Consider the following 25226-nt stretch of genomic DNA (forward strand, 5'->3'; position numbering starts at 1 on the left):
GTTTACGGTAAGGAGAAATGCTGTTTTTCTTTTTGGCTTATGAACACCATTTTTCTCTTCCCTCTCCGCTTTTCTTGCTCTCATCCTTCCTATGAACACCATTTTTCCACTTAGCTTCCCTTCTTTTGGTTTTCATTTCTCTTATGAACACCATTTTTTCCAATTATCCCCTCCTTGTTTAGCTTTTCATCCTCCATAAAAAAGCCACTTTCTCCGATCCACTCTCTATTCCTGTTCGCTCCCCAACACCTTCTCCTAACAAAAAAAGACTGACATCCATAGTCAGCCTTTTCTCCATCCATTTATTTCGGTTTTTCGCTTGCGCTAAATTCAAAGGAAATATGATCTTGGACGGGAATCCATGCACCAATTCCTTGAGAAGTTACATTTTTAACTATAATGGATTTTTTGCTACCTTTAAGCATCATGTATACTTCACCATATGTCACTTTTCCTTTTTCATTAACTGCAGGTGCATAACCGTATAAATATCCAAGTCTTTTAGCTGGGATATTGTATACTTGGTCCTTTTTCGTTCCTGTTCCAACCACTGTTTCAAAAGCAAGAGATAATCCTGAATTTTGAGCTGCTTTTACAAGCATCATTTTCTTCACTTGTTCTGCATTGGGAATTTTTGCAGTTAAGCCGCCCCTAATTTTTTTCTGTGATTCTTGCACATAATGGATCTGGTAGGATGATTTCCCACCACGATTATCATAGAAATTGGTATTTATTTTCTGATACTCCCAATTTGGCGCCGTTTCTGTTGACTCATAGTTAAGCGGCCATTGTCCTAAATAGACAATTGCTTTATAGCCAAGAGCAAATGGCGTACTATTAACCGTAGACTCATTCAACATACGAATCAAATCTGGATTATCGATTTTCACTTTAGAAGAATTAATAAGCTGCTGTGTTAACTCACTAGGTTGTAGCTTAGGCACATCCTGTGTTGGGTTTGGATACGTATTTTCCTTCGTTATATTCATAACTGCATTAGGTATGGTAATAATTTTGGATTTCGGTGGATTTTCTTCTTTTTCTTTCTCTTTTGCTTTTTCCGCATATGTGAACATTGGAAGCATTAAGAAAAAAGATAAAAGCACAATCATTATTTTCTTGTACATAGCAATTTGAACTCCCTTCAAATAATCATCCATCACTATGATTATTTTTTTCGGAGTTCATCAAGATTATCCATTATAAAATAATTTTTTTCTTTCCTTCTATTTAATTACAAATTTTCCCGTCAGCTTAGAACAGTATGGATGGAAAAATTGAATAGCTGGACCAAGTCCAAAAGCAATGATTAAGGTACCAAGCCCAATAGGTCCTTTTACTAAAAAAGCGAACAATAAAGCAAGTATTTCTCCAATTAGCTTAGCCATCATAAGATTGACTCCATATCTCTCCTGAATGGTAACCATAAAATCATCAATGGGATTTAAAGGAAATTCAGACTGTAAGTAGAGAGCAATCCCTAGACCAACAATAATTAACCCAGCAATAAGTAAAAGTAATTGACTCATAAACATAAAATAATGAAGACGATTAACAAGATGCGCCATCCAAAAATCAACAAAAAAGCCAAGAATAAACACGGTTGCAAGAGATAATAAATTTGGTCTTTTTCGTAAAAGAAAAGCATTAACAAATATAAGGAGGATACCTACAATAACAATCCAGCTTCCGATTGTTAATCCTACCAAATGAGACAGGCCTACATTAAGAGCATCCCAAGGACCAGCTCCTAAATTAGCCTTAATAGTCAACGTTGCCCCAAACGCTAATATAAAAAGCCCGCCAACGTACAAAAGCCATCGATAAAACAATGACGACATACATTAAACCCCTTTCTCCACCCATCCTCTTACTTTCATTCATATGCATACGAAACTTAAAACTTGTCCTTTATCCTTAAAAATAAATAATCAGAATATTTACATTTATTAAATATTATTGTATAATAAGATCATCAAATAAAAGGAGGGCAGCTATTTAGATCGCTTGGATTTTAGTAAAGGAGGAAAATATAAACCTTTGAATATTCATCAATCAGAATGTAATCCACATTACAAAAGGAAAAGAGGTTGGTGATCCGATGGAAGCGACATGATAGATTCCCTAAACAACATATTTAAATCAACGAATACTTAAAATTTATTATCGAAAAATAAAGAGGTGAATAAGAAAAAGAGGCCTAGCCGTTGTAAAGAAAACGGCTAGGCCTTGTTTTTCTAAATTATATAGTCTTAAAGCAAATAAAACCCAATTCCCATAATCGCATAAGCTGCCAGTAAGGTTGCTCCCTCAAACCAGTTTGTCTCTCCATCATTTGAAATACTTACCATTAGCAATACAGCTGTTACCATACTAATAAGTTCTGGCAGCGTAAAGACTAATGATAATCCACTTGGGAAAAACAAGGAAATTAATACTAATAACGGTGCAACAAACATCGCAATTTGCAACGTTGAACCAATCGCAATTTCAACCGCTATGTCCATTTTGTTCTTGTATGCCATTACGACAGCAGAAGCATGTTCTGCAGCATTTCCTACAATCGCCACAATAATGATCCCGATAAATAACTCAGACCAGCCAAAGGATTCTGCAACTACCTCGAAAGTATGTACTAGGTTTTCTGACACATAAGCAACTGCTAGTGTTGCAATCGCCAAAATAGCAATACTTTTTTTCACAGACCATTCTGGAGTTTCCTCATGAGCATGACCGTGGTCTCCACTCTTTTCCACTTGATAAACCCCGCGATGAGTTACTAATTTAAATAAAAGTGCTGCTAAATACAATACAATTAAAATAATAGCGATCCCAATACTTAATGAAAATGTTTTTCCTTCACCCATATTCATCGTGAAAACTTCAGGAATAACAAACGCAACGATAACGGCGAAAATCAGTAGTCCTGAGTTATGACGAGCATCAAAAACATTAAATTGCTGTCTCTTATACTTTAACCCGCCGATAAAAAAGGACAACCCAGCTACAAGCAATAGATTCCCCAGCACAGATCCAGTTAAGGATGCTAATACTACTTCTGTTAACCCCTCACGTAAAGCAAATATAGCAATTATTAATTCTACAGCATTCCCAAAAGTAGCATTTAATAATCCACCAATTCGAGGGCCAGCGACAATAGCTAAGCTTTCTGTTGCTCTCCCCATAAAACTCGATAACGCGATGATGGTAAGACAGTAAATAACAAACATAAGAATGCTTGACCAATGTAACAAGGAACCTATTATCGATAATGGAACCCCAATAAATGCTGCAATCATAAATATTTTATTAACCATTTTTTCGCTTCCTTTCACTATCACCTTCATTTATTTTTCCCATCCGGCTGGAGGCTAAACTTATTATACAGCTACTTTCCCTAAATATAACCAATTTTCAAGAAATTTTACTGCTTTAGGAAAAGAAAAATAATATTCTTACTTCTCTAAAAAAATCTATTGCAATACTGTTCAATCCCCTATAACATCATTTAGGGAGACTAAATATAAACCCAATGTAAGGAAAAAATAAGGAGTATATTATGAACAGTAAAAAATTTGCCGTATTAATTAGCATTGTCAGTATTTCTGGATTTAGTCAGGGAATGCTGCTTCCATTAATAGCAGTTATTTTTGAAAGTGATGGTCTTTCTTCCAGTTTAAATGGCTTAAATGCAGTGGGACTGTATATAGGGATTCTGCTAATCTCTCCTTTTATGGAACATCCCTTGCGTAAATATGGGTATAAACCCGTTATCGTTTTTGGCGGGTTGGTTGTTATTGTTGCACTAGCGCTTTTTCCAGTGTGGAAATCCTTTTGGTTCTGGTTCCTTCTTCGTTTATTTATTGGTATTGGAGATCACTCTCTCCATTTTGCAACCCAAACATGGATTACTACAGCTTCACCAAAGGAGAAACGCGGACGCAATATTTCACTATACGGTGTATTCTTTGGGATTGGATTTGCAGTGGGACCATTGTTAACACCATTAGTAAAAATAAATGAGTCACTGCCATTTATTCTTTCATCTATTATGTGCTTTATCGCATGGATCTTTATTCTCTGGATTAAAAATGATTTTCCAGAGCAAACAGTAGAAACCAATTCATTTCTCGATACAATGAAACGCTTTTCTAGTGCTATGAAGTATGCATGGATTGCTTTTCTTCCACCGCTTGCCTATGGATTCTTAGAATCAAGCTTAAACTCTAGTTTTCCTGTGTATGGATTAAGAATTGAATTAAGTGTCGTCCAGATTTCTCTCTTGCTTACCGCCTTTTCGATCGGAGCCATTGTCTTTCAGCTTCCTTTAGGAATGATTAGTGATAAATTTGGCAGAAGACAGACACTTATAACGATTTTAATTATCGGTACTGCCTGCTTTTCTTTCGCAAGCCTATTAGAAGCTTATTTAATCGGCCTTATCATCTGTCTCTTCCTCGCAGGAATGGCAGTTGGCTCTACCTTCTCTTTAGGCATTAGCTATATGACCGATTTAGTTCCATCTAATCTTCTGCCGACTGGAAATCTTCTTTGTGGAATGGCCTTTAGCGTTGGAAGTCTCATTGGTCCATATTTGGGAGGATTGTTTATTCAATATTTCCAGCATATAAGCTACTTTGTAGTGATTGCTGCTATCTTATTTATTGTTGGTTTGATTATTTTCCTTTTCGGGAAAAAAGAAATGAAAAATCAATATTTAGCAGAAGCAAAATGATACCTGGTTCATACAATATGTGGTAAGATTATCTTATAAAACTAAATATCAAAAAATTATTTTTATTCGGGTATTTATGCTGTCACCTTTCTAGGTGGCAGCTTTCGTGTTTTTTAAGGGTATTGAACTTGATTCTCGCTCTCAATAAGAATGGTTAACAAAGGAGGAAAAACGAATGTCTACAGAAACAGAATTAAAAACCTATATCGAAACAAAGCTAGAAGCAGAGCCTACTCTATTTGCCAAGCTATCTCCTCATCTCGAACTAATTGCTGCAGGGATAAGCGGAATTTTCATTGTAAGCGGCTGGATTTTACACCACTTTCATTATTCTTCTATGTCTATCCTAGCCTACTTACTTGCTTTTGTGATTGGCGGCTATGCAAAGGCGAAAGAGGGAATTAGCGAAACGATTGAAAATAAAGAATTAAATGTCGAAATGCTCATGATTTTTGCAGCAATTGGTTCTGCTATTATTGGATATTGGGCAGAAGGAGCGATATTAATATTTATCTTTGCTGTAAGTGGAGCATTAGAGACTTATACTATGAATAAGAGCAATAAAGAAATATCTGCTCTTATGAAATTGCAGCCAGAAGAAGCTGTCCGAATCCTGCCTGATGGCCAAGAGCAAGTGGTTCCAGTATCATCTCTTTCTGTCTCCGATATCATTTTAATTAAACCAGGTGAAAGAGTACCTGTGGATGGAAAGATTATTAAGGGAACTACAGCAATTGATGAAGCAGCTATCACCGGTGAGTCTATTCCATTATCTAAGGGAATTAATGATGAAGTATTTGCTGGTACCGTAAATATAAGCGGGTCGATTACCGTCACCCTGACCAAACATGCAGACGAAACTCTTTTCCAAAAAATTATTACATTGATTCAATCAGCACAAAGTGAGAAATCCCCTTCGCAAGCCTTTATCGAAAAGTTCGAAGGTGCCTATGTCAAAATTGTATTAACTATTGTTGTCCTATTAATGTTCCTTCCCCATTTCCTTTTAGGGTGGTCATGGAATGAAACTTTTTATCGAGCAATGATTTTTTTAGTCGTGGCCTCTCCTTGCGCCTTAGTTGCAAGCATTATGCCAGCCACATTATCAGCGATTTCTAATGGAGCAAGAGCTGGCATCCTTTTTAAAGGTGGCGTTCACCTAGAAAATCTTGCCCATGTAAAAGCAATTGCTTTTGACAAAACAGGAACATTAACACAAGGAAAACCGGTTGTAACAGATGTCCTGGTTGATCAACATTTTTCAGAGAAAGAAATTATTCAAATAACAGCTAGCATTGAAAGCCATTCAAATCACCCACTTGCAAAAGCAATTGTCCAATACGCTAAGCTGAAATATCAAGAAACATTCCCACAGCCAGAAAGCATTCAAGATAATTCAGGCTGGGGTGTTACAGCCCTTTTGAATAATGCCGAATGGCGGATCGGAAAAGCTGCTTTTGTAGGCGAAAAGGAAGCAATGGCTTTCCAACAAGGAAAATATGATCAGTTATCAAAAGAAGGAAAAACAACTGTATTTATAAAAAAAGATGCCGATGTGATTGCGTTAATTGCATTAAAGGATATTGTAAGAGAAGAATCGAAAGAAGCTATTAACCGTTTAAAGGAAAATGGTATTTATACGGTTATGGTAACAGGAGATAATGAAAAAACAGCAAAAGCCATCGCCCAAGAAAGCTATGTAGAGGACTATATTGCTGAATGCTTACCAGAAAAGAAAGTAACCTCTATTAAAGAGTTAAAAGAGCGATATGAAATCGTGGCTATGGTTGGAGATGGAATTAATGATGCACCAGCTCTCGCCACAGCAAATGTCGGTATTGCTATGGGCGAAGGTACAGATGTTGCTTTGGAAACAGCGGATGTTGTTTTAATGAAAAATGATTTACCTAAAATTGCTGATGCCATTCAACTATCTAAACGGATGAATCGCATTATTAAACAAAATATTATCTTTTCTATTTCGGTCATTATGCTCTTAATTATTTCCAACTTCCTGCAAATCGTTGCCCTTCCTTTTGGTGTTATTGGACATGAAGGCAGCACCATCTTGGTTATTTTAAATAGCTTGCGGTTATTAAAAGGATAAGCAACTCGGCGGAGGAATGTGGATACATGTTGGCTGATATTTTCTAGTTTGGCTGATTTCTCCTTCCGGTTGGCTGATATTTTCTAGTTTGGCTGATTTCTCTTTCCGGTTGGCTGATATTTTCTAGTTTTGGCTGATTTCTCCTTCCGGTTGGCTGATATTTTCCGGTTTTGGCTGATTTCTCCTTCCGGTTGGCTGATATTTTCTAGTCTTGGCTGATTTCTCCTTCCGGTTGGCTGATATTTTCTAGTTTTGGCTGATTTCTCTTTCCGGTTGGCTGATATTTTTACTTTTCAGCTAATTCTCTTGCTCGATTGGCCAGATATATTCAATTATCCACTATTTCCTAGCCCAATTAGTGATTTTTTTTATAAGAGAACCATTTAATTGGCTAAGCTGTATATGAGTCATCATTAATTCCCCCACACTGTTTTCGTCACTGCTAACATTGTTACCAAAAGGAATTAATGGACCAAACACAAATTAGCTAATTTTCCCAATTAATATTACTATCCTTTATTACGCCAAGCAAAAAGGCCTTCAAGGTGTAATCCTTGAAGGCCTTTTGGTTAATGGTAGCCGTTTGATCCGTTGGCAGAACCAGATGTTTTATGCTTAGGCTTGCTTTTCCCTTTTTGTTTTGTCCCGCCATCTTTTTTTGTATGTTTTGTCATTTTAAATTCCCCCTTATTAAAATGTTTCCCCTCTAATAGTTTGTTCTTTTTACATTCTTTTATAGAGGTAAATAACGGATACACTTAACAAGGTTCTTTCTTTCTTTCCGTGAAATAAGCATTAATCTCGCCGCCAATAATAATAATAATACCTGTTATATAGAACCATATCATTAGAACTATAATCGTTCCGATACTTCCATATGTTGCCGAATAATTACTAAAGTTCCCTACATAATAAGAGAAGGCTAAAGAAGCGACTACCCAGCCAATTGCAGCGAAAATGGCTCCTGGAATAGCGGAAATACATTTTAGTTTTTTATTCGGTGCAATCCAATAAAGAGCAAGAAACACAATAAATAGAATGATGGGGGATGCAAGAAATCTTAAAGTATTCCATAAGGATAAAAATTCATCCGTTAAATTAAATTGTGAAAATAAAAACATCCCTATTTGTTCTCCAAAAACCGGCAATAGCAAAGCAACTACTACTACAGCAATCATTCCAAGTGTCAGTAAAATAGACATACCTCTTGCTACTATAAAAGATCTTGTTTCTTCCACATCATACGCTTTATTTAGCGCCTTTACGATAGCATTTAAACCGTTTGAAGCAGACCATATTGTCGCAATGATACCAAATGATAATAAACTAACATTTCTGCTGAGTACCTGATCAATATTAGATTCAATCGTATTCATAATGTCGCCAGGAGCAAATCCTTCCACTAATCCTAATAAGTCTTCCTTCGTAATAGGAAGATACGGAAGAAGAGTCATCACAAAAATAAGTAATGGGAAAATTGACAAAAGGAAATAATAGGATAATTGGGCTGCCAGATCAAATACATTATCTTGTTGAATTTTCTTGATAAGAACCTTTATAAATGGAATTACGCCTCCCATACAAAATCACCGTCCTAACAGTTCTTTTATGTATGTCTATTGCCCTTTATCGTGTAAATAAAAACCTGTTCACTAATTAGAAAAGACATTAGCCCTTTCTAGCATATGTTCTCATAGTATGTAATGGGAGGCAGCCTAAAGCATCTCCCCTCTTCTAATGTAAAAAATTCCAAATAAAGAGATGGGTACATAGGCTGCTATCCCTGTCAAAACCATTCTTACTGGCTATTCTGGCTTAGGTAAATATTGTATGCTGGAAACAAGCGTTTTTTCCTGATTTCTCGTATTCCCGCTTGAGAAAGCTTCCTTTGTATCTCGGATAATACCAGCAACGACTGGTGTTATTCCTTTCAGTTCTTCTAACTGTTTTTTAACAAATGCAGCATCGTCCGAAATTTTCAGGGCTGAATTCTTTATTTTTTCGGAAGTTAGATTCAAGCTAGATGTCATTTGATCCAAATCTGTTACAGTATCTTTCGCATGCTGTAAAGTTGTTACCGCATGTTGTCTTGTATGTCTGTCCAATAAGCTAATAGCTGTTCCAATAAGACTGCCGATAAAAAGACCTTTTGTCATGCTTATTTTCATCATCCCTGCCACCTCTCCAAATTATTTGGCTATTACAGCCCCAATTTTGTAAAACAAGCTTGAAGGATGGCTATTATTGCTTATAAGGAATATTTTTGCTTAATCTCTCGTAACAGACCTTCACAGCCATCCTTCACTAAGGCAAACACCTCTTCAAAATTGCCGGTATAATATGGGTCTGGTACTTCTTTTCCCGCAGCGTGGTCTGTATAATCCATTAACAAACGGACTTTTGTGCCGTCTAACATTTCATTAAGCTTTTTAATATTTGCTATATTACTGTTATCCATTGCAATTAGATAATCAAATTCTTCTAAATCCTTATCCGCCAATTGACGGGCAAAAATACCTGCATCCTTGATTTTATTCACTTTAAGAATATCTCTTGTTCCCTGGTGAGGCGGATTACCAGTATGCCATCCGCCGGTTCCAGCCGAATCACAAATAATACTTTCTTGCAATCCTTCCTTTTCGACTAAGTCACGGAATACTGCCTCCGCCATAGGAGAACGGCAAATATTTCCTAAGCAAATAAATAAAACACGTATTTTCATTTTTATTTTCCTCCATTTTTCTATTTACATACTTTTTTTACTTACCAGTTCGCAAAAAGCACTTTATTTAATGATACATCTCTATATTGACATTTCTATGTTTGCATGAAAAGATGAATAGAACAACTTTATTGTCCAGGAAAGGGGAAAGGTATGAATTTAGATAATAAAACAACAGAAAATGTGAATTTCATGATTGAAAAAATAAAAGAAAAATTAAAAGTATTGAACATAGGTGCCATTAAATCCACCCATTTTGATGAAGATCTATATGATGACATTAAAGAAATTTATGAGCATGTGATGAAACGAGACTCCTTTAGTCCAAATGAAATGCAGGCACTCGCTGAAGAGCTTGGAAACTTGCGAAAACAATAACTTGATTTAGAAAAAATAATCAGTGGGTGAGTGCCCACTGATTTCTTTTAATGCCATAGGACAACGAATACCATTAAACATCTTGATCGGTAAGTATAACAGGACCCTCTTTTGTGATAGCAATGGTATGCTCATATTGTGCTGAGTGCCTTCCATCTATCGTTCTTGCCGTCCATCCATTATTATCCATTTTCATTTTATAATCACCAACATTAACCATTGGCTCAATTGTAAATACCATTCCTTCTTTGATACGAGGCCCTTTGCCTGCTAAACCAAAATGAGGTACTTCTGGTTTTTCATGTATTACTTTGCCAATACCATGACCGATAAAATCTCTCACAACAGAAAAACCTTGTTCTTCTACATATTGTTGAATAGCGAATCCAATATCCCCGATTCGATTGCCAACCTTCGCCTGTTCAATACCTATATAGAGGGCTTTTTTTGTAACATCCATCAGTTTTTGCAATTCAGCTGATACTTCTCCAACTGCATATGTCCAGGCAGAGTCAGCCAAAGCACCATTATAATTAACAACCATGTCAATGGTTACGATATCTCCTTTTTTTAGAGGCTCATTTCTTGGAAAACCGTGACAAATTTCATCATTTATACTGGCACAAGTTGCATATGGATAATCACGATATCCTTTTTGTTCAGGAGTCGCTCCCATTTCTGCTAAATAAGCTTCCACCTTTTGATCAATTTCCAATGTTGTAATCCCTGGTTTTATCATCTTGGCAATCATTTTATGACAACCAACTAGAATCTCACCAGCCTTCTTCATTTGTTCTATTTCTCGTTTTGATTTTAATACAATCATGTCCAAGCCTTCTTCCTATCTAAAATTACCGCTAAGAATGAACACAAATAGAATTTTTTCTACTCCTCTTTTTATATTAGCGGTTCATTAAGTATGTTATCTTAACATTATGAGTTGATTGCAGCCAAAAAAACAATTTATCTCTTCTTAAGATTAACACAAAAAAAGAGCCTATACCTACTCCAACTCATGATAAAAAGATTATATTCCCCTTACCATAAATCTGTGTAGGTACAGACTCTTTCCATTATTTATATTTCTTTATTTATTTAAAAGCTTTAATGATTCACGATTAAAGGCAGGGATATCTTCTGGCGTTCTGCTTGTTACCAATTGGTCCCCACATACCACAACCTCTTCATCCTTAAAAGTAACACCTGCGTATTCCATGTCCACTTTGATTGATTTATAGCCAGTGGCATTTCTACCTTCTAGCGCTTTAGCAGTAATGAGCAGCTGCGGTCCATGACAAATTGCAAAAACAGGTTTTTTTGCATCCATAAACGCTTTTGTAAAGGCCACAACTCGATCATCGACACGGAGCTGGTCAGGAGAAAATCCACCTGGAATGAATAATGCATCGAATTCATCAGGGGAAACCTCATCTATTCCTTTATCAATTGTCACAGAGGCTTCTTTTTGTTTTCCTTCCACTGTTTTACCAGCTTCTAGTTCAATTGTTACAACTTCATGCCCAGCTTCTTTATAAGCCTTAGCCGGTTCTGTGTACTCAGAGTCCTCAAACATATCAGTAATTAAAGTAGCAATTTTTTTACTCATATATAGCATCTCCATTTTCTATTTTCTATAAGTAACGTTCCCCATAGAATGAAAATAAAACATGCTAGGACCATTTTTTCACGCCTCGTTTCTTCTTGCAAAATCAACAAATCGGAATTTATCTGGTCGATGTCGCGACTCTGTAAATTGAAATAAAGTAGCATTTTCAAAATATATGTAGTTTTTAACTACTACGATCGAATGAAATCCTTCTAAATCTAATAGGTTATAGTCTTCTTCTGTAGGCTCTTCTACTGTAAATTCTTTTTTCGCAAAGCTAATTTTTAAATTTAACTGTTTCTCAATATAATCAAAAATAGAGTTTTTACATATTTCCTCTGTTAATCCCGGAACATATTTTTCGACAATATAATCCTTATCTAAAATGATACGTTCTTGATTAATTTCTCTTACACGAAAAACTTCCCAGATAGAATCGTCCTTGTTTAACTGCATTTCCTTTTGCAAAAAAGAAGATGGTTGTTTATTCGTAAAGCTTTCAATAATTGTGACAGAGGAATGTCCCATTTTATCCGCTAATTCCTTAAAGCTAACTAGCCCGGAGATTGGAAATTGCAGTTTTTCTAAATCAAGCACTAAAGAACCTTTACCTCTGAGCTTTTGAATATATCCTTTTTGCGATAAAATATTTAAAGCCTTACGAATTGTTTCTCTAGATGTGTTATACTGCTCAGCTAATTCATTTTCAGATGGCAAAATAGTATCGGGTGGATACTTTCCATTTCTTATCGCAGCTTCTAATTCCTCGAATATCATATAATATTTATTCAACATGAAATTCACCAACATTTTCAAATTATTCGTTACCATTCTACTCTTTTTCAGACAAATTGTCTAAAAAGGATTGAAAAATGAATAAAAAAATGTTTCAGTGTATGTAGAAAAGGGTAAACACTATAAGATATATTTCAATATTGTGAACATACTTTTAGAAAAATCTTTTACACATCAATGGTTTATAAGCATAATGGATAGAACAATTCGTTCTTTATATGGAACTTTTTATCTATAAATGCTATGATAAATATACATACCGTAAAGAGTGAAAGTGAGTGAGCGTATGATTGGGGATCGTGTAAAACAGCTACGTTTAGAGAAGAGAATGTCCTTATCAGAATTAGCTGAACAAGCAGGAGTTGCAAAATCTTATTTAAGTTCCTTGGAAAGAAATTTACAATCCAATCCATCGATTCAGTTTTTAGAAAAAATAGCAGCTGTTTTCAATATACCAGTCGATCATTTAATCAATGATCAACAGAATAAGGATGAATTAGATTCTGAATGGTTAAAAATTGTAAAAGAGGCAATGGATTCCGGGGTATCAAAAAAAGAATTCCGTGAATTTTTGGAATTTAACAGATGGAGACTGGAACAAAAAAAATAGTACGTTTTCCACTTAGATGGCTAAAATAAGTTATTAGATTTTTTCCATTTCAAAAGAGGTTATCTACATTGAATACTTCACAATATATTCCATTATTGTCAAGTATTCAATGTAGAGATATCTTTTTTGTCCATTTTTTAGACAATCATTTTCTATATACAAATGTTTATTTCGGATTTTCCTGAATTAAGTAATCCTTCTCACTTCGCAAAAATTCTCTTACTTCTTGCAAATTCATTCCAATATTTTTGGCTTCATTAATTAATTGAATCCATTCTGAATCCAATTCTTCGGTAAAAAGTTGACTATTAATCACTTAATTCTTCCCTCCCAAAAATACATTTGTATTTTTGCAGTCCGGCCATCATTGTTTTAAGACATTAGATCCGTGACTTTGCGTCCCAAACTTTCGTATTGGTTTGCCTTTTACATTTACCTTTTCTCGTATTTTTTACTGTTTTCTCATTATATCGCTTTTCCTCATGAAATGATGCAGTAATTTGTCATAAAATTAGGATAAATTACTAAAATATTTCTCCTTGTTTCTACAAAAAATGTTGATTACAGCGAATCTTATCGAATTAATCATACTTATGCATTATTTACAGATTTCTCTTAAGTCAGGAGCACTACTTATCTTGTCTTCTATCATAATATTGTGTTTGATAGCTTTTTAGCACTTTTTTAAAAGAATAATTAATATGAATTTGTTCAAATGTAATCGCATCAAAAAAAGGATATTCCGTTAAGTCATTTTGGCATATAGGACAAATCCACCTGCCTCGTTCACTACTACTATACGATGGTCTATTGCATATATCACAGTTTTTTCTATACATTTTCCACCCTCTTCCTTTTTCTTTTTGGTTTCTTATGCTGAAATAATTGTTACTGATTTAGTTCATTTATATCTCTTTAGTTAAATTATAATGTTATAAAACACAATAATGTTCTTAGTAAAGAACTTTTCCATAAGTATAGTGCAAAACTATCATTTTTGAAAATTCCAAAATCAACCGTTTTTTCTTTTTAACGAACGATTATCATTCTTTTCCTCACAATAACTCCTTTTATCTAGCTTTTTCATATTTTATATTCACTATATCGTTCGTTATAATGAAATTACATTTCTTATGTGATAAGGAGAATATTGTTATGTTGGTTGGAGAAAAAATAAAGACATTAAGAATAAAAAAGGGCTTTTCTATTAATGAACTTTCCGACAAATCCGGTGTTTCCAAATCTTATTTAAGCTATATTGAAAGAGGAATTCAAAAGAACCCCTCTCTTCAAGTATTAACGAAACTTGCCCACACTCTTGAGACAAATGTAGAGGAACTACTAGACAATAATTATACAGTGATAGATGGAATCGATGAGGACTGGATGAGTTTAGTAGAGGAGGCAATAGAAGAAGGAATTACAAAAGAAGATTTTGCTGGCATTCTTGAATATGTTAAATTTAAAAAAAGACAAGAGAACTAGAAAAAAGGAAGCCTTCTCTATTAATGGCAATAGCGAATGGCCTCCCCCCATTGGAGTTTATGTGTACTCTTCTTGTTTCGTTTTTCTAATAAACATTCTTTCATCAAAAAGACTATTCAAAGAGAATGCTACTACCGATTTGGAAGCGATATTCTTACTTCGAATAGTCTTATTTCTTATTTATTTAACTCTACTGCTATTTTTGAGCCCACCTCTGCATTGTTTTTGACTAATGCAATATTAGCAACTAGGCTTGTTCCTTCTGTTAACTCTTTGACACGACTTAATAAGAATGGAGTTACTTTTTTACCTGTAATATGATTTTCTTTTGCTTCTTGGAGTGCCTTTTCAATAATTTCTGTAATGTATTTTTCATCGAGAGCATCTTTTTCTGGAATTGGATTAGCGATCACTACCCCGCCATCTAGTCCTAATGCCCATTTTGTTTGGATCATATCTGCTGCTTCTTTTGGATCTTCTACTGAGAAATTCACTTCAAATGGACTCGTTCTTGTATAAAAAGCAGGAAGAGACTTTGTTCCATATCCTACAACTGGAACACCATATGTTTCAAGATATTCTAGCGTTAATCCAATATCTAATATTGATTTGGCTCCCGCGCAAACAACCGCTACGCTTGTTTTAGCAAGTTCTTGTAAATCCGCAGAAATATCCATTGTATGCTCTGCTTCTCTATGAACGCCGCCAATTCCGCCAGTTACAAACACTTTAATTCCTGCAAGTTCTGCGCAAATCATGGTAGCAGCTACAGTTGTTGCCCCATTCTTTTTACCAGCGATCAAATATGGTAAATCACGTCTGCTTGCTTTCTCAATATTATCGCTTTTAGCTAAAAATTCAATTTCATCTTCTGATAAACCAATTTTTATTTTCCCTTCTATTATTGCAATGGTTGCAGGAACTGCGCCATTTTTACGAATAATATCTTCTACCTCTTTAGCAGTTTCCACATTTTGAGGATAAGGCATTCCATGGGAAATAATAGTCGATTCTAAGGCTACAATCGGTAGATTATTTTTCTTTGCTTCTAATACTTCTTTTGAGAATTCTAGCCATTCTGTTTTCATGTTATATGCTCCTTTTTGCAAAGTATTTTCCAAATAGTTCTTGTAATTTTTTATTATTTAATAACGGATTTACTGTTTGATTCGATTGAAGGGTTATGTTTGAGCAAGTAATACCGATTTTACAAGCATCTTCCGTGTTTAGGCCTTTAATATGAGAATACATTATACCTGAAACAAGGGAATCACCAGCACCTGTTACATCGACTACTTCTGCTTCTGGAGGTAGGATCACACCAGCTTCCCCCAATTTAGTAAAATAGATAAGGCCTTTATCTCCCCGTGTAATAACTACTTTTTCAACACCTTTTTCGAGAATTATTTCAGCTGCTTTAAAGAAGTCTCCTTCTTCTTTTATTTTTATTCCTGCTAGTACCTCTGCCTCATCTCTGTTTGCAATCAACCAAGTAACTCCATGCAGATCTTCTGGCAGCTTTCGTACTTTTGGTGCCGATACAGGCGTAATACACAATGCCATTTGTTCTTGCCTGCATCTGATGATAATATGCTCCAATACTTCTGCTGAAAAATTAGTGTCAAGAATAACTAATTCTGATGTTGCAATATACCCCCACTTTTTATCGATTATATCTTTATCAATGCTGTCATATATAGACATATCTGCTAAAGCAACGGCAAGTTCACCATCAGATTTCAATAAGGCTGTATAAGTCCCCGTGCGATAAAGATTAGACAAAAGAGATGGAGTGATATCTGCATAGTTTTTGGTATTCTCTAATAGCCATTCCCCTTCATGATCATCTCCCACAATAGTAAATAAAGAAGTTTCGAGTCCCAATCGTCCTAAATTCTCTGCAATATTTCTTGCGACCCCGCCAGGTGACTGACTTGTAGATGCTGGATTAGAGGTTCCGTACTGAATGGTCTCCTCTGCTTGAACTTTACGATCAACATTGGCTCCTCCAATACAAATAACTTCTTTCTTTTTTGGTAATACATAAGCTCTACCTAGTAGTTTCCCTTCTTTTGTTAAAGAAGAAATATAGCCTGCTACCGCAGAACGGGATAAGCCCATTTTCTCAGCTATTTCATTTTGAGTAACAAAGGGATTTTCTTTAATCAGCTGAAGAATAAAAATCTCTTTATCATTCACTTCCATCTCCCCCTCAAATAAAGTGAAACTGCCATTGGTTAGAAGTAGAAATGAGTTATCTCTATTTCTAACAAAACATTTGTCTTTATTATAAACTTTTGTTTGATGAACAACAAGACTTTATTCATTTTTACGAAAACTTTATTTATTTGTTGATTTAGTCTTCTTTTTTAATAAGATTTCTATATCAAAAAAAGAAGACTATCCATTGTTAGTCTTCTTTTGCAACTCTTGGTTCAATTAAAATATCTACTCTTCTATTTTTTGCTCTTCCTGCAGAACTATCATTACTAGCAATAGGCTGAAACTCGCCGTAACCTTTCGCACTAAATGATTTAGGATCTAATTTCTTGTTATCAAGAAGTAATTTCATGAAATTCAGTGCTCTTGTCACACTTAGTTCCCAGTTGGACTCATAACTTGAATTACTGATTGGAACATTGTCTGTATGTCCACTTATAATAATGCTTCGCGGTGGATCCATCACAAGTAAATTGGCAATTTCAGAAACAACTTTTCTGTCCTTATTTCGAACTTCAGCACTTCCAGAAGCAAAGAGTACATTATCTCTAATTGAAACATGCAAACCTTCATCCGTCAGTTCCGTATCCAGCTTATTCCCTAATTTATTCTTAGCAATATAGGCATTTACCTTCTGTTGAATCTCTAATAATTCTTGTTTATCTTGCTGTTCTTGTAATTCTTTTAGCTCTTTTTCACTAAGATTTTTTTTATCCTTTTTGTCTTCCTTTTTCTCTTGGTCAGCCAAATCAACATCTGTAGTTTCACTATTCATTGACGGTGCAGGACTAGGATATTCGAAAATACCTGTCCCTCCTTGTAATTCTCTATTAAAAGCTTCTGCTATTTCAGAGAATTTTTTTGCGTCAACAGAACTCATGCCATATAAAACGATAAATAAAGCCAACAATAAAGTAAGGATATCGGCATAAGGAACAAGCCAAGATTCGTCTACATGCTCCTCATGATGTACTTTCTTTTTTTTCTTTTTACTCATTCGTATTCACACTACTTTCGCTTTCTTCCAGAAATTGTCTTCTTTCTGAAACAGGTAAATACGATGCAAGCTTTTGTTCAATTACCCTAGGCGCTTCTCCTTCTAGAATAGAAAGAACCCCTTCTATCATCAAATATTTTTGACTTGCTTCCACGTGTGATTTTCTCTTCAGTTTATTTGCAAATGGATGCCATAAAACGTATCCCGTAAATATCCCCATTAAAGTAGCAACAAACGCAGCACTAATAGCATGTCCAAGTGCTTCAGCATCAGACATATTTCCTAATGCAGCAATCAGCCCAATTACTGCTCCTAGTACTCCCAATGTAGGAGCATAAGTACCTGCTTGCGTAAAAATTAGTGCTCCTGAACGATGTCTCTCTTCCATTGCTTCTATTTCTTCTGTTAATACATCTCTAATATACTCTGCACTTTGTCCATCTACAGACAAAGATAAGCCATTTCTTAAAAATGGATCTTCAATTTCATCTGTTTTTGCTTCTAATGCAAGAAGTCCTTCTTTTCTAGCTAATTGTGCCCACTCTGAAAACAAGCGGATTAACTCTTTCGTATCCTGCACTTTCTGCTCCTTAAACAAGATGCCGAATAACTTTGGAACTCGTTTAATTTCTGAAGCAGGAAAGGCAATAACTACTGCTGCCACTGTACCTACTAAAATAATTAGAATAGCCGCTGGATTCAATAATACTGCAGGGCTGACACCTTTAAATACCATTCCAACTCCAACAGCAATAATAGCAAGTATAATTCCTATCAAGGAAGTTTTATCCATCATTTTCACCTATCTTATTCCAAAATTTCGATTCTCTGTCTTACCTTTTTTTTCGACATTTCTCTTCAAATTTTTAGTTTTATTTCATGTAAATTTCGTAAACTTCATGAATCATGACGATAGTCCTGCTTTTTAATAAAAAAAAGGTGATATTTTCATCACCTTTTTTTTGAAATATAAGTGAAGAAACCTATATTTGAATTAAAACCGTAACTACTATCATCATTTTGGAAAAAATTTATTCTCAACCTTTTTCTGATATCCAGAAAAAGGTTGAGAATGACTTCCTGCTGTACGTTCTTTCATCATTTTACGGAAGCGCAATAATTTTTCATTATATTTTCTTTGTAAAACTAATTTTTCTTCTTCTGTCTCACAGGAACGAATTAAATCTTCCATGGACAGTAATTCTTGTCTAATCTTATCTTCTTCTAATGAATATCCAGCATTCTTGAGAACACGATAAGCCATTCGCAATTCTTCTGGTACAGATGCTAAGCTATCCTTTGGGAGCGGTTTTCCGAACCCGGGAAGATGGTTAAACTCCCCGTCTTTATATGCTTTTTTTATTTTATCTTCTGAAACAAGAAACGAAAAATCCATTCATCCATCCCCTCCTGTTTTCAATAAATCTATTTCCATTATACAATTTCCACTTCTCGTCGGTATAGGATGAGCGATTTTTATAAAAAATAGAAAAGAAAGGGGTGTTATTATTGGCACGTGGAGAACATTTCAATCATAAGAAGAAACACCATCCAGGTCCGCTTCCAAAGGATACAAGAAAACATACACATACAGAGGATGCTCCTGGCGATGAAGAATTTATCGTAACACAGGAAGCTTTTAAAAACCGAATCGAAGAAGAAGAATAAATCCAAGCAATAGACGGCGTTCTCGACCATTCGAAAAGGGCGCCGTCCTCCTTTTCCCCCAAAAAGTGGTCCCCTTTATTTTCTTATACGTTCGAAATAGGTCATCATATGCTTCGCCTTTATATTCAGCAAAAGCTCACTATTTCCCACTCCCCTTCTTCTCTCATGTTATACTAGAAGGTATCGTATGACTAATAAAACGATGATTATCAAAAAGAATACGGTTGGCTTTCTTACTTGAAAATGAATAACAGAATCTACTTCTTTTATTCAAGACAGCTAAAATTTCTATTGGAAGGTGTTTAAATGAAATCTCTTGTGTTATGTGAAAAGCCAAGTGTTGCTAGAGAAATTGCAAGAGTGCTTGGTTGCAATAAATCCACTAAAAATTATTTAGAATCAGATAAATATATAGTGACTTGGGCTTTAGGCCATTTAATTGAATTAAAAATGCCTGAGCATTATGATCCTAAATTTAAAAATTGGAATTTAGATGATTTACCAATTATTCCACAAAAAATGGAATTAAAAGTGATGAAGCAAACCAGTCATCAATATAAAGCCATTGAACAACTAGCAAAAAGAAAAGATATTAAAGATTGCATTATCGCCACAGATGCAGGGCGTGAAGGAGAATTAGTTGCTCGTTGGATTTTAGAAAAGATTCGATTTAACAAACCAACTAAACGTTTATGGATATCTTCACAAACAGACCGAGCAATAAAGGATGGCTTTAAACAACTAAAGCCTGGAAAAGACTATGATCGCTTATATCAATCCGCTGTGTGTAGAGCACAAGCAGATTGGCTAATCGGATTAAATGTTTCAAGAGCCTTAACAACAAAATTCAATGATCCATTGTCAGCAGGGCGTGTTCAAACCCCCACTTTATCAATGGTTCTAGAGAGAGAAAAGGAAATTCAATCCTTTGTTCCAAAAGAATATTGGACCATCACTGCACAAATAGATTCTCTACAAGCAAAATATGAAAAGAATCAAGAGAGAAGAATCTTTTCAAAAGAAACGGCAGAAAAAATTGTCGCCAATACTAAAGGAAAACCAGCAGTTGTTGAAACACTAACGGTAAAAGAAAAAACAGAACAACAGCCATTGCCTTATGATTTAACAGAGCTCCAGCGAGACGCAAACCGTCGATTCGGCTTCTCTGCCAAAAAGACGTTAAATGTCCTGCAGAAGCTATACGAGCAACATAAACTTGTCACCTATCCAAGAACGGATTCACGATATTTAACGACAGATATGAAGAATACGATGATTGATCGCATCGAAAGTATTTCTGGAGCATTTAAAGAAGAAGTTCAACCTGTCTTACGTAACAAGGGGAAGGTCGAAGCCAATAATGTGTTTAATAATAATAAGGTATCTGACCACCATGCCATTATCCCCACCGAGCAGCCTGTATTTTTAAACCGATTAGATAATGAAGAAGTAAAAATTTATGATTTAATCGTAAAAAGATTTTTGACACTATTTTACCCAAAATATAAGTACGAAATTATTTCTACAACATTAAACATAAATGGAGCTTCATTTGTCGCTCAAGAAACAAATGTATTAGAGTTAGGTTTTAAAGCATTAGACTCTCGCAAAACAGATTCTTCTAAAAGTCTACAGCTTCAAAAGGGGCAACAATTAAAAGTCGAATCTGTAAATTTGGAGCAAAAATTTACGGAAGCCCCATCTCGTTTTACAGAAGCTGATATTCTGGGGAAAATGGAAAAATTCGGACTGGGTACTCCAGCTACACGTGCTGAAATTATTGAAAGATTGCTTTCATCTGAGGTATTAGAAAGACAAAATGGGAAATTACATTCTACCTCCAAAGGAAAACAGCTCATCAATCTCGTTAATGATGATTTGACTACTCCCGATTTAACGGCAAAATGGGAGCAAGAGTTAGAGGATATCGCTAAAGGAAAGGCAAATCCTCATCAATTTATGGAACAAATTAAAGAGCAGACAAAACGATTTGTCCGGGAAATAAAACAAAGTGAGAAATCGTATAAGATGCACAATCTCACTGGCTCCAAATGTCCTGAATGTGGATCTTTCCTAAAGGAAAAAAATACAAAAAACGGAAAAATTCTTGTATGCTCCAGTATGGATTGTTCTTTTAGTAAAAGAAAAGATCCTAAACTTTCGAACAAGCGTTGTCCACAATGCCATAAAAAAATGGAAATCCATAATGGAGTGGCCGGTACCTATTTCCAATGCAGAAACTGCAATGTTGTGGAAAAAGCTACAGACCGTAAAAAGACCATTAACAAAAGAGAAGAACGGAAACTTGTTCAGAAATACAGTAAAGACGAAAGCTTTGGAAATAGTCTAGGAGATTTATTAAAAGCCGCGATGAAAAAAGACGATTAAAAGCTATAAGGCTGGTATATTCGCATTCCAGCTATTAATTACTCCAATATCATCCGGATAATTTCGGATGATATTGGAGTAATTTGCTACTATTACAAGCCGTTCACACTACTCTTTGCTTCCATGAATAAGTTTCCCTCTTTTTCTTCATCGATTATTAAACTTTTCTAATAAAGTTTTCGCACTTAGCTCTCTAGTGGAAGCAACCTGCCAATCCGCTTTTGCAAAAACATCTCCTTGTCCTATCCCGACAGAAAACATAGGCGTTTGTAAAATACCACTCAAGCCTGCTTGTCCATCCTCTATAGCAGCACACTCATGATAATCGATCCCTAAGCAATCTGCTGCTGTTAAAAATATTTCTGGATCTGGTTTTCCCTTTTTCAGAGAATGTGGGTCTACTATGCAGTCGAACCAGTCTCTTATTCCAAAACGCTCCAATAAAAAAGGTGCATTGGAGCTAGAGGATGCAATCCCAAATTTAATCCCCATTTCCCTAAGTTCTTTCAAAAATTCATACATTCCTGGCAGCATATTTTCTACTGTGAATTCTGCAATTAAAGCTTTATAATAATCACTCTTGCGATTTCCTAACATTTCCTTTTCTTTATCCGTAAATACTTTATCTGTTTGTGCAACTAAGTCGTCAATTAGCACCTTTCGAGGAACACCTTGATATCTTAAGTTATCTTCTCTAGTAAAGGAGACCCCAATCTCCAACGCCATTTTTTTTGTTGCTTCGTAATATAAAGGAACAGTGTCTGCTATAACACCATCAAAATCAAAGATAACTGCTTGTAACCGATTAGTCATAAAAACCTCCTATAAATAAAAAAACAATTATATCTATTCTATCAAAAATGCATATTATTTGTTTCCCTCGCGCTAAGATCAATTATTATCCTAATGTTATGATCAATCAGTTTATTTCTCTTTCTAAAAAAGCTACAATAGAAGCAGCATCCATTCCATATTGGGATTCATGTTATACATAGAGCTAACCGCTTATAGAAAAGGAGAATAAAAATGAGTACATTTCAAGAAAATCTACAAAAATATGCAGAACTCGCAGTAAAAGTCGGTGTAAATATCCAAAAAGGACAAACGCTTGTTATTAATACATCCATTGAATCAGCAGAGTTTGTTCGTCTTGTCGTAAAAGAAGCTTACCAAATTGGCGCAAGTAATGTTGTAGTCAATTGGAGTGATGATTTCGTTACTCGTACTAAATACGAATTGGCACCAGATGAAGCATTTAAAGAATATCCTGAATTTAGAGCAAAAGAGACGATTGCACTTGCAGAAGAAGGGGCAGCCTTCATGTCAGTAGTATCTTCTAGTCCAGACCTTTTAAAAGGGATTGATTCTGAACGAATTAGTAACTTCCAAAAAGCTTCTGGTACAGCTTTAAGCCAATTCCGAAAATATGTACAGTCCGACAAAGTAAGCTGGACCGTAATTGCTGTTCCATCCAAAGCTTGGGCAAATCTTGTTTTCCCAGATGCCCCTGAAAACAGCAGAGTTGAGTTACTATGGGATGCTATATTTAAGGCTATTCGAGTAGATCAAGCAGATCCAATCCAAGCATGGAAAGAACATGATAAAACACTTCATACAAAAGTGGATTACTTAAATGAAAAAGCATACAAACAGCTTCATTATACAGCTCCAGGTACAGATTTAACGATTGAACTTCCAGAAGGACATCTATGGTGCGGTGCAGGATCCATCAATGAAAAAGGTTTTGAATTCATGGCAAATATGCCGACTGAAGAAGTCTTCACTGTTCCACATAAAAAAGGAGTAAATGGAACTGTATCAAGCACAAAGCCTTTAAGCTATGGCGGAAACATTATTAATAATTTCTCCGTAACCTTTAAAGATGGTCGAATTATCGATGTGAAGGCAGAAGAAGGGGAAGAAATTCTTCGTCAATTAGTTGAAACAGATGAAGGTTCTCATTATCTTGGAGAAGTAGCTTTAGTACCACATCGTTCACCTATTTCTCAATCAAATATTCTTTACTACAATACTTTATTTGATGAAAATGCTTCAAATCACTTAGCAATCGGAAGTGCATATGCATTCTGTATTGAAGGGGGAAAAAAGATGTCAAGTGAAGAACTAGCTGAAAAAGGTCTAAACGATAGTATTACACATGTCGACTTTATGATAGGTTCAGACAAAATGAATATTGACGGTATTACCACAGACGGAAAAGTAGAAGCAGTATTCCGCAATGGAGACTGGGCATTTTAATTTTTAGTAACCAAGTTCAATAAGGATGTTCCATGGAATGTTTATGTTATGAAACATTTCACGGAACATCCTTTATTTTACTGTTTTGTTAATCTTCCTATTTTACCAATCTAATCGATTTAATTCGTTGAGATAAGTCCAATTGGATGATTAGTTTATAGTTTCCTGCTGTATAAGTAGCTATAGACCCATCCTCTTTCGTAACAAAATCATCTGGCTTCCCGATTGTATCTTGAATCGATTGTACTGATTCTTTTAAACGAATACCTGGAATAGAAATAGAAGTAACAAGATCGGTTTTCTTATCATAGTAATAAGTAACCTCAGGAAAATCCAATTGACTATATTTCTGATTATAATCCTTGATTGTATAATTCGAATTAATTTTCTTTATCTCTTTTATATTTGTTCCGATTGGATATTGGGCGCCTATCAACATTCCTTGTTCCGCTAAATTTTTTAAACTAGAAGTAACAGATAAGTTTTTATATGGATAGTAAAATTCCGTATCATCCAGCCATTTATTTATAATATCCTTATTTTCAATAGAAGTTCCATCTACTTTAACTAATTTCCCGCTTTTCTGTTCAAGCATCCATGTATCAAATTCCATTTGGTCGGTATCTTTTTTCCTTAAGGTCTGTATATAATTTTGTTGAATGTTTTTGATATTTTTACTAAAGATACGCATTCCATAATCAGTCAGGGTAACTAATTTTCCATCATGAATGGTATAGAAATAGGCCATTACCTCATTTGCTTCTTCTCCTTGGTAAACAGCCGCAATATTTTGCTGGTTAACAAGAAATGTCGCTATATTTTTTTGCAACAAATTGAAGGTCATAGGATTGGGTAATTCTAGATCTTGTTTCACTGCTTCCTTTCCGTATTCTTTCGTCCATAAGTAAAAGGCAAAATCTCCAGTCACAATCGTATCATCTTTTTCCCCTAGATCCGTAGCTTCTACTTGCTGATATTTCCTTTCTCCTTCTCCTATAATATATAATTCATACTCTTTCTCTTTCACGTTCATATCTATTTCAAAATAAGCATTATCTTTCGTCCATTGTAAATCTTTCTTAATCACCATATGTTTTTGATCCAGCTCATTTTTATGTTTCTCTGTTAGATAGGAATTAACCATAGAAGTGATTAAAATCCCTGCAATTATAATGACTACGACCAATAACAGCCAGATATATTTATTTCTTTTCATTATCTTTCTCCTATTTTCCAAACATATCTATACTCCTTTA

27 protein-coding genes and 1 riboswitch are annotated in these 25226 nt (G+C 35.0%); of the genes, 8 read left to right on the plus strand and 19 right to left on the minus strand.

Annotation, left to right across the window (positions count from 1 at the left end):
• Positions 1 to 37: 37 nt before the first annotated feature.
• From BCI01S_RS26235 to cax, 4 genes are all read right to left on the minus strand, one after another.
• Positions 38 to 163, minus strand: a complete 126-nt coding sequence (locus tag BCI01S_RS26235) for a hypothetical protein (protein ID WP_268874853.1) — start codon at positions 161 to 163, stop codon at positions 38 to 40.
• 139 nt (positions 164 to 302) lie between these two features.
• Positions 303 to 1127, minus strand: a complete 825-nt coding sequence (locus BCI01S_RS15295) for a YfkD famly protein (RefSeq protein WP_061799879.1) — start codon at positions 1125 to 1127, stop codon at positions 303 to 305.
• Between the two features lie 99 nt (positions 1128 to 1226).
• Complete coding sequence (locus BCI01S_RS15300; protein ID WP_047941716.1) at positions 1227 to 1841, minus strand: YczE/YyaS/YitT family protein; 615 nt, start codon at positions 1839 to 1841, stop codon at positions 1227 to 1229.
• 411 nt (positions 1842 to 2252) lie between these two features.
• Positions 2253 to 3317, minus strand: a complete 1065-nt coding sequence (gene cax, locus BCI01S_RS15305; protein WP_061799881.1) for a calcium/proton exchanger — start codon at positions 3315 to 3317, stop codon at positions 2253 to 2255.
• A gap of 242 nt (positions 3318 to 3559) precedes the next feature.
• Between cax and BCI01S_RS15310 the strand changes: the two genes are divergently transcribed.
• Both BCI01S_RS15310 and BCI01S_RS15315 read left to right on the plus strand, forming a co-directional pair.
• Entirely contained in the window at positions 3560 to 4735 is a 1176-nt protein-coding gene (locus BCI01S_RS15310; protein ID WP_047941718.1) for an MFS transporter, read from the plus strand.
• A 175-nt stretch (positions 4736 to 4910) separates the two neighbouring features.
• Positions 4911 to 6842 (plus strand): heavy metal translocating P-type ATPase, encoded by a 1932-nt coding sequence (locus tag BCI01S_RS15315; RefSeq protein ID WP_061799883.1) that lies wholly within the window; start codon positions 4911 to 4913, stop codon positions 6840 to 6842.
• 758 nt (positions 6843 to 7600) lie between these two features.
• On the opposite strand, the gene BCI01S_RS15320 is transcribed toward BCI01S_RS15315, so the two are convergent.
• From BCI01S_RS15320 to BCI01S_RS15330, 3 genes are all read right to left on the minus strand, one after another.
• Positions 7601 to 8422 carry a YihY/virulence factor BrkB family protein gene (locus tag BCI01S_RS15320; protein ID WP_047941720.1) on the minus strand — a complete coding sequence of 274 codons (822 nt, stop codon included), beginning with the start codon at positions 8420 to 8422 and terminating at the stop codon, positions 7601 to 7603.
• A gap of 225 nt (positions 8423 to 8647) precedes the next feature.
• A complete protein-coding gene (locus BCI01S_RS15325; protein ID WP_141231691.1) occupies positions 8648 to 9013 on the minus strand; it encodes a YtxH domain-containing protein in 366 nt (121 codons plus the stop codon).
• A 77-nt stretch (positions 9014 to 9090) separates the two neighbouring features.
• Positions 9091 to 9564 carry a low molecular weight protein-tyrosine-phosphatase gene (locus tag BCI01S_RS15330; RefSeq protein ID WP_061799886.1) on the minus strand — a complete coding sequence of 158 codons (474 nt, stop codon included), beginning with the start codon at positions 9562 to 9564 and terminating at the stop codon, positions 9091 to 9093.
• Positions 9565 to 9717: 153 nt separating this feature from the next.
• Here BCI01S_RS15330 and BCI01S_RS15335 point away from each other — a divergent pair, with 153 nt between their 5' ends.
• A complete protein-coding gene (locus tag BCI01S_RS15335) occupies positions 9718 to 9942 on the plus strand; it encodes a DUF1128 domain-containing protein (protein ID WP_061799888.1) in 225 nt (74 codons plus the stop codon).
• A 73-nt stretch (positions 9943 to 10015) separates the two neighbouring features.
• On the opposite strand, the gene map is transcribed toward BCI01S_RS15335, so the two are convergent.
• The 3 genes from map to treR all read right to left on the minus strand — a co-directional run bounded on the left by map (position 10016) and on the right by treR (position 12343).
• Entirely contained in the window at positions 10016 to 10768 is a 753-nt protein-coding gene (gene map / locus BCI01S_RS15340) for a type I methionyl aminopeptidase (RefSeq protein ID WP_061799891.1), read from the minus strand.
• Between the two features lie 261 nt (positions 10769 to 11029).
• On the minus strand, positions 11030 to 11548 hold the full coding sequence (locus tag BCI01S_RS15345; protein WP_061799892.1) for a type 1 glutamine amidotransferase domain-containing protein: 519 nt from the start codon (positions 11546 to 11548) through the stop codon (positions 11030 to 11032).
• Between the two features lie 78 nt (positions 11549 to 11626).
• On the minus strand, positions 11627 to 12343 hold the full coding sequence (gene treR, locus BCI01S_RS15350; protein WP_172867590.1) for a trehalose operon repressor: 717 nt from the start codon (positions 12341 to 12343) through the stop codon (positions 11627 to 11629).
• Between the two features lie 286 nt (positions 12344 to 12629).
• Between treR and BCI01S_RS15355 the strand changes: the two genes are divergently transcribed.
• On the plus strand, positions 12630 to 12953 hold the full coding sequence (locus tag BCI01S_RS15355) for a helix-turn-helix domain-containing protein (RefSeq protein WP_047941727.1): 324 nt from the start codon (positions 12630 to 12632) through the stop codon (positions 12951 to 12953).
• Positions 12954 to 13119: 166 nt separating this feature from the next.
• On the opposite strand, the gene BCI01S_RS24835 is transcribed toward BCI01S_RS15355, so the two are convergent.
• On the minus strand, positions 13120 to 13269 hold the full coding sequence (locus tag BCI01S_RS24835; RefSeq protein WP_082138297.1) for an anti-repressor SinI family protein: 150 nt from the start codon (positions 13267 to 13269) through the stop codon (positions 13120 to 13122).
• 32 nt (positions 13270 to 13301) lie between these two features.
• A riboswitch (cyclic di-GMP riboswitch) is annotated at positions 13302 to 13387 on the minus strand.
• Between the two features lie 195 nt (positions 13388 to 13582).
• Positions 13583 to 13792, minus strand: a complete 210-nt coding sequence (locus tag BCI01S_RS26365) for a hypothetical protein (protein WP_047941728.1) — start codon at positions 13790 to 13792, stop codon at positions 13583 to 13585.
• A 316-nt stretch (positions 13793 to 14108) separates the two neighbouring features.
• Between BCI01S_RS26365 and BCI01S_RS15365 the strand changes: the two genes are divergently transcribed.
• A complete protein-coding gene (locus BCI01S_RS15365) occupies positions 14109 to 14438 on the plus strand; it encodes a helix-turn-helix domain-containing protein (RefSeq protein WP_082138298.1) in 330 nt (109 codons plus the stop codon).
• Between the two features lie 176 nt (positions 14439 to 14614).
• Here the strand turns inward: BCI01S_RS15365 and BCI01S_RS15370 are convergent, their stop codons facing one another.
• The 5 genes from BCI01S_RS15370 to BCI01S_RS15390 form a co-directional block, all read right to left on the minus strand.
• Complete coding sequence (locus BCI01S_RS15370; RefSeq protein WP_047941729.1) at positions 14615 to 15526, minus strand: pseudouridine-5'-phosphate glycosidase; 912 nt, start codon at positions 15524 to 15526, stop codon at positions 14615 to 14617.
• Position 15527: 1 nt separating this feature from the next.
• Entirely contained in the window at positions 15528 to 16643 is a 1116-nt protein-coding gene (locus tag BCI01S_RS15375) for a carbohydrate kinase (protein WP_047941730.1), read from the minus strand.
• Positions 16644 to 16848: 205 nt separating this feature from the next.
• Positions 16849 to 17655: a flagellar motor protein MotB gene (motB, locus tag BCI01S_RS15380; RefSeq protein ID WP_061799894.1), complete on the minus strand. Its 807-nt coding sequence runs from the start codon at positions 17653 to 17655 to the stop codon at positions 16849 to 16851.
• Positions 17648 to 18448 carry a flagellar motor stator protein MotA gene (gene motA, locus BCI01S_RS15385; RefSeq protein ID WP_047941732.1) on the minus strand — a complete coding sequence of 267 codons (801 nt, stop codon included), beginning with the start codon at positions 18446 to 18448 and terminating at the stop codon, positions 17648 to 17650. Before motA ends, motB begins: the two co-directional genes overlap by 8 nt.
• A gap of 222 nt (positions 18449 to 18670) precedes the next feature.
• The gene (locus tag BCI01S_RS15390; RefSeq protein ID WP_047941733.1) at positions 18671 to 19051 is read right to left on the minus strand and encodes a DnaJ family domain-containing protein; all 381 of its coding nucleotides are present in this window, start codon (positions 19049 to 19051) and stop codon (positions 18671 to 18673) included.
• A 113-nt stretch (positions 19052 to 19164) separates the two neighbouring features.
• Between BCI01S_RS15390 and BCI01S_RS25640 the strand changes: the two genes are divergently transcribed.
• Together BCI01S_RS25640 and BCI01S_RS15395 are read left to right on the plus strand one after the other, a co-directional pair.
• The gene (locus tag BCI01S_RS25640; RefSeq protein ID WP_162837578.1) at positions 19165 to 19323 is read left to right on the plus strand and encodes a hypothetical protein; all 159 of its coding nucleotides are present in this window, start codon (positions 19165 to 19167) and stop codon (positions 19321 to 19323) included.
• A gap of 306 nt (positions 19324 to 19629) precedes the next feature.
• A complete protein-coding gene (locus tag BCI01S_RS15395; protein WP_061799897.1) occupies positions 19630 to 21711 on the plus strand; it encodes a DNA topoisomerase III in 2082 nt (693 codons plus the stop codon).
• Between the two features lie 147 nt (positions 21712 to 21858).
• Here the strand turns inward: BCI01S_RS15395 and pgmB are convergent, their stop codons facing one another.
• The gene (pgmB, locus tag BCI01S_RS15400; protein WP_047941735.1) at positions 21859 to 22524 is read right to left on the minus strand and encodes a beta-phosphoglucomutase; all 666 of its coding nucleotides are present in this window, start codon (positions 22522 to 22524) and stop codon (positions 21859 to 21861) included.
• 213 nt (positions 22525 to 22737) lie between these two features.
• Here pgmB and BCI01S_RS15405 point away from each other — a divergent pair, with 213 nt between their 5' ends.
• Positions 22738 to 23970 (plus strand): aminopeptidase, encoded by a 1233-nt coding sequence (locus BCI01S_RS15405; RefSeq protein ID WP_061799902.1) that lies wholly within the window; start codon positions 22738 to 22740, stop codon positions 23968 to 23970.
• A gap of 97 nt (positions 23971 to 24067) precedes the next feature.
• On the opposite strand, the gene BCI01S_RS15410 is transcribed toward BCI01S_RS15405, so the two are convergent.
• Positions 24068 to 25186 carry a DUF4309 domain-containing protein gene (locus BCI01S_RS15410; protein WP_061799909.1) on the minus strand — a complete coding sequence of 373 codons (1119 nt, stop codon included), beginning with the start codon at positions 25184 to 25186 and terminating at the stop codon, positions 24068 to 24070.
• Between the last annotated feature and the right edge of the window lie 40 nt (positions 25187 to 25226).

This window comes from Niallia circulans NBRC 13626 (assembly GCF_001591585.1).
GTDB classification, from domain to species: Bacteria; Bacillota; Bacilli; order Bacillales; family Cytobacillaceae; genus Niallia; species Niallia circulans.

Coding starts and splice junctions, on each gene's coding strand:
- BCI01S_RS15295 (WP_061799879.1), bottom strand. CDS start 1,127: ATGTACAAGAAAATAATGATTGTGCTTTTATCTTTTTTCTTAATGCTT.
- BCI01S_RS15300 (WP_047941716.1), bottom strand. CDS start 1,841: ATGTCGTCATTGTTTTATCGATGGCTTTTGTACGTTGGCGGGCTTTTT.
- cax (WP_061799881.1), bottom strand. CDS start 3,317: ATGGTTAATAAAATATTTATGATTGCAGCATTTATTGGGGTTCCATTA.
- BCI01S_RS15310 (WP_047941718.1), top strand. CDS start 3,560: ATGAACAGTAAAAAATTTGCCGTATTAATTAGCATTGTCAGTATTTCT.
- BCI01S_RS15315 (WP_061799883.1), top strand. CDS start 4,911: ATGTCTACAGAAACAGAATTAAAAACCTATATCGAAACAAAGCTAGAA.
- BCI01S_RS15320 (WP_047941720.1), bottom strand. CDS start 8,422: ATGGGAGGCGTAATTCCATTTATAAAGGTTCTTATCAAGAAAATTCAA.
- BCI01S_RS15325 (WP_141231691.1), bottom strand. CDS start 9,013: ATGATGAAAATAAGCATGACAAAAGGTCTTTTTATCGGCAGTCTTATT.
- BCI01S_RS15330 (WP_061799886.1), bottom strand. CDS start 9,564: ATGAAAATACGTGTTTTATTTATTTGCTTAGGAAATATTTGCCGTTCT.
- BCI01S_RS15335 (WP_061799888.1), top strand. CDS start 9,718: ATGAATTTAGATAATAAAACAACAGAAAATGTGAATTTCATGATTGAA.
- map (WP_061799891.1), bottom strand. CDS start 10,768: ATGATTGTATTAAAATCAAAACGAGAAATAGAACAAATGAAGAAGGCT.
- BCI01S_RS15345 (WP_061799892.1), bottom strand. CDS start 11,548: ATGAGTAAAAAAATTGCTACTTTAATTACTGATATGTTTGAGGACTCT.
- treR (WP_172867590.1), bottom strand. CDS start 12,343: ATGTTGAATAAATATTATATGATATTCGAGGAATTAGAAGCTGCGATA.
- BCI01S_RS15355 (WP_047941727.1), top strand. CDS start 12,630: ATGATTGGGGATCGTGTAAAACAGCTACGTTTAGAGAAGAGAATGTCC.
- BCI01S_RS26365 (WP_047941728.1), bottom strand. CDS start 13,792: ATGTATAGAAAAAACTGTGATATATGCAATAGACCATCGTATAGTAGT.
- BCI01S_RS15365 (WP_082138298.1), top strand. CDS start 14,109: ATGTTGGTTGGAGAAAAAATAAAGACATTAAGAATAAAAAAGGGCTTT.
- BCI01S_RS15370 (WP_047941729.1), bottom strand. CDS start 15,526: ATGAAAACAGAATGGCTAGAATTCTCAAAAGAAGTATTAGAAGCAAAG.
- BCI01S_RS15375 (WP_047941730.1), bottom strand. CDS start 16,643: ATGGAAGTGAATGATAAAGAGATTTTTATTCTTCAGCTGATTAAAGAA.
- motB (WP_061799894.1), bottom strand. CDS start 17,655: ATGAGTAAAAAGAAAAAAAAGAAAGTACATCATGAGGAGCATGTAGAC.
- motA (WP_047941732.1), bottom strand. CDS start 18,448: ATGGATAAAACTTCCTTGATAGGAATTATACTTGCTATTATTGCTGTT.
- BCI01S_RS15390 (WP_047941733.1), bottom strand. CDS start 19,051: ATGGATTTTTCGTTTCTTGTTTCAGAAGATAAAATAAAAAAAGCATAT.
- BCI01S_RS15395 (WP_061799897.1), top strand. CDS start 19,630: ATGAAATCTCTTGTGTTATGTGAAAAGCCAAGTGTTGCTAGAGAAATT.
- pgmB (WP_047941735.1), bottom strand. CDS start 22,524: ATGACTAATCGGTTACAAGCAGTTATCTTTGATTTTGATGGTGTTATA.
- BCI01S_RS15405 (WP_061799902.1), top strand. CDS start 22,738: ATGAGTACATTTCAAGAAAATCTACAAAAATATGCAGAACTCGCAGTA.
- BCI01S_RS15410 (WP_061799909.1), bottom strand. CDS start 25,186: ATGAAAAGAAATAAATATATCTGGCTGTTATTGGTCGTAGTCATTATA.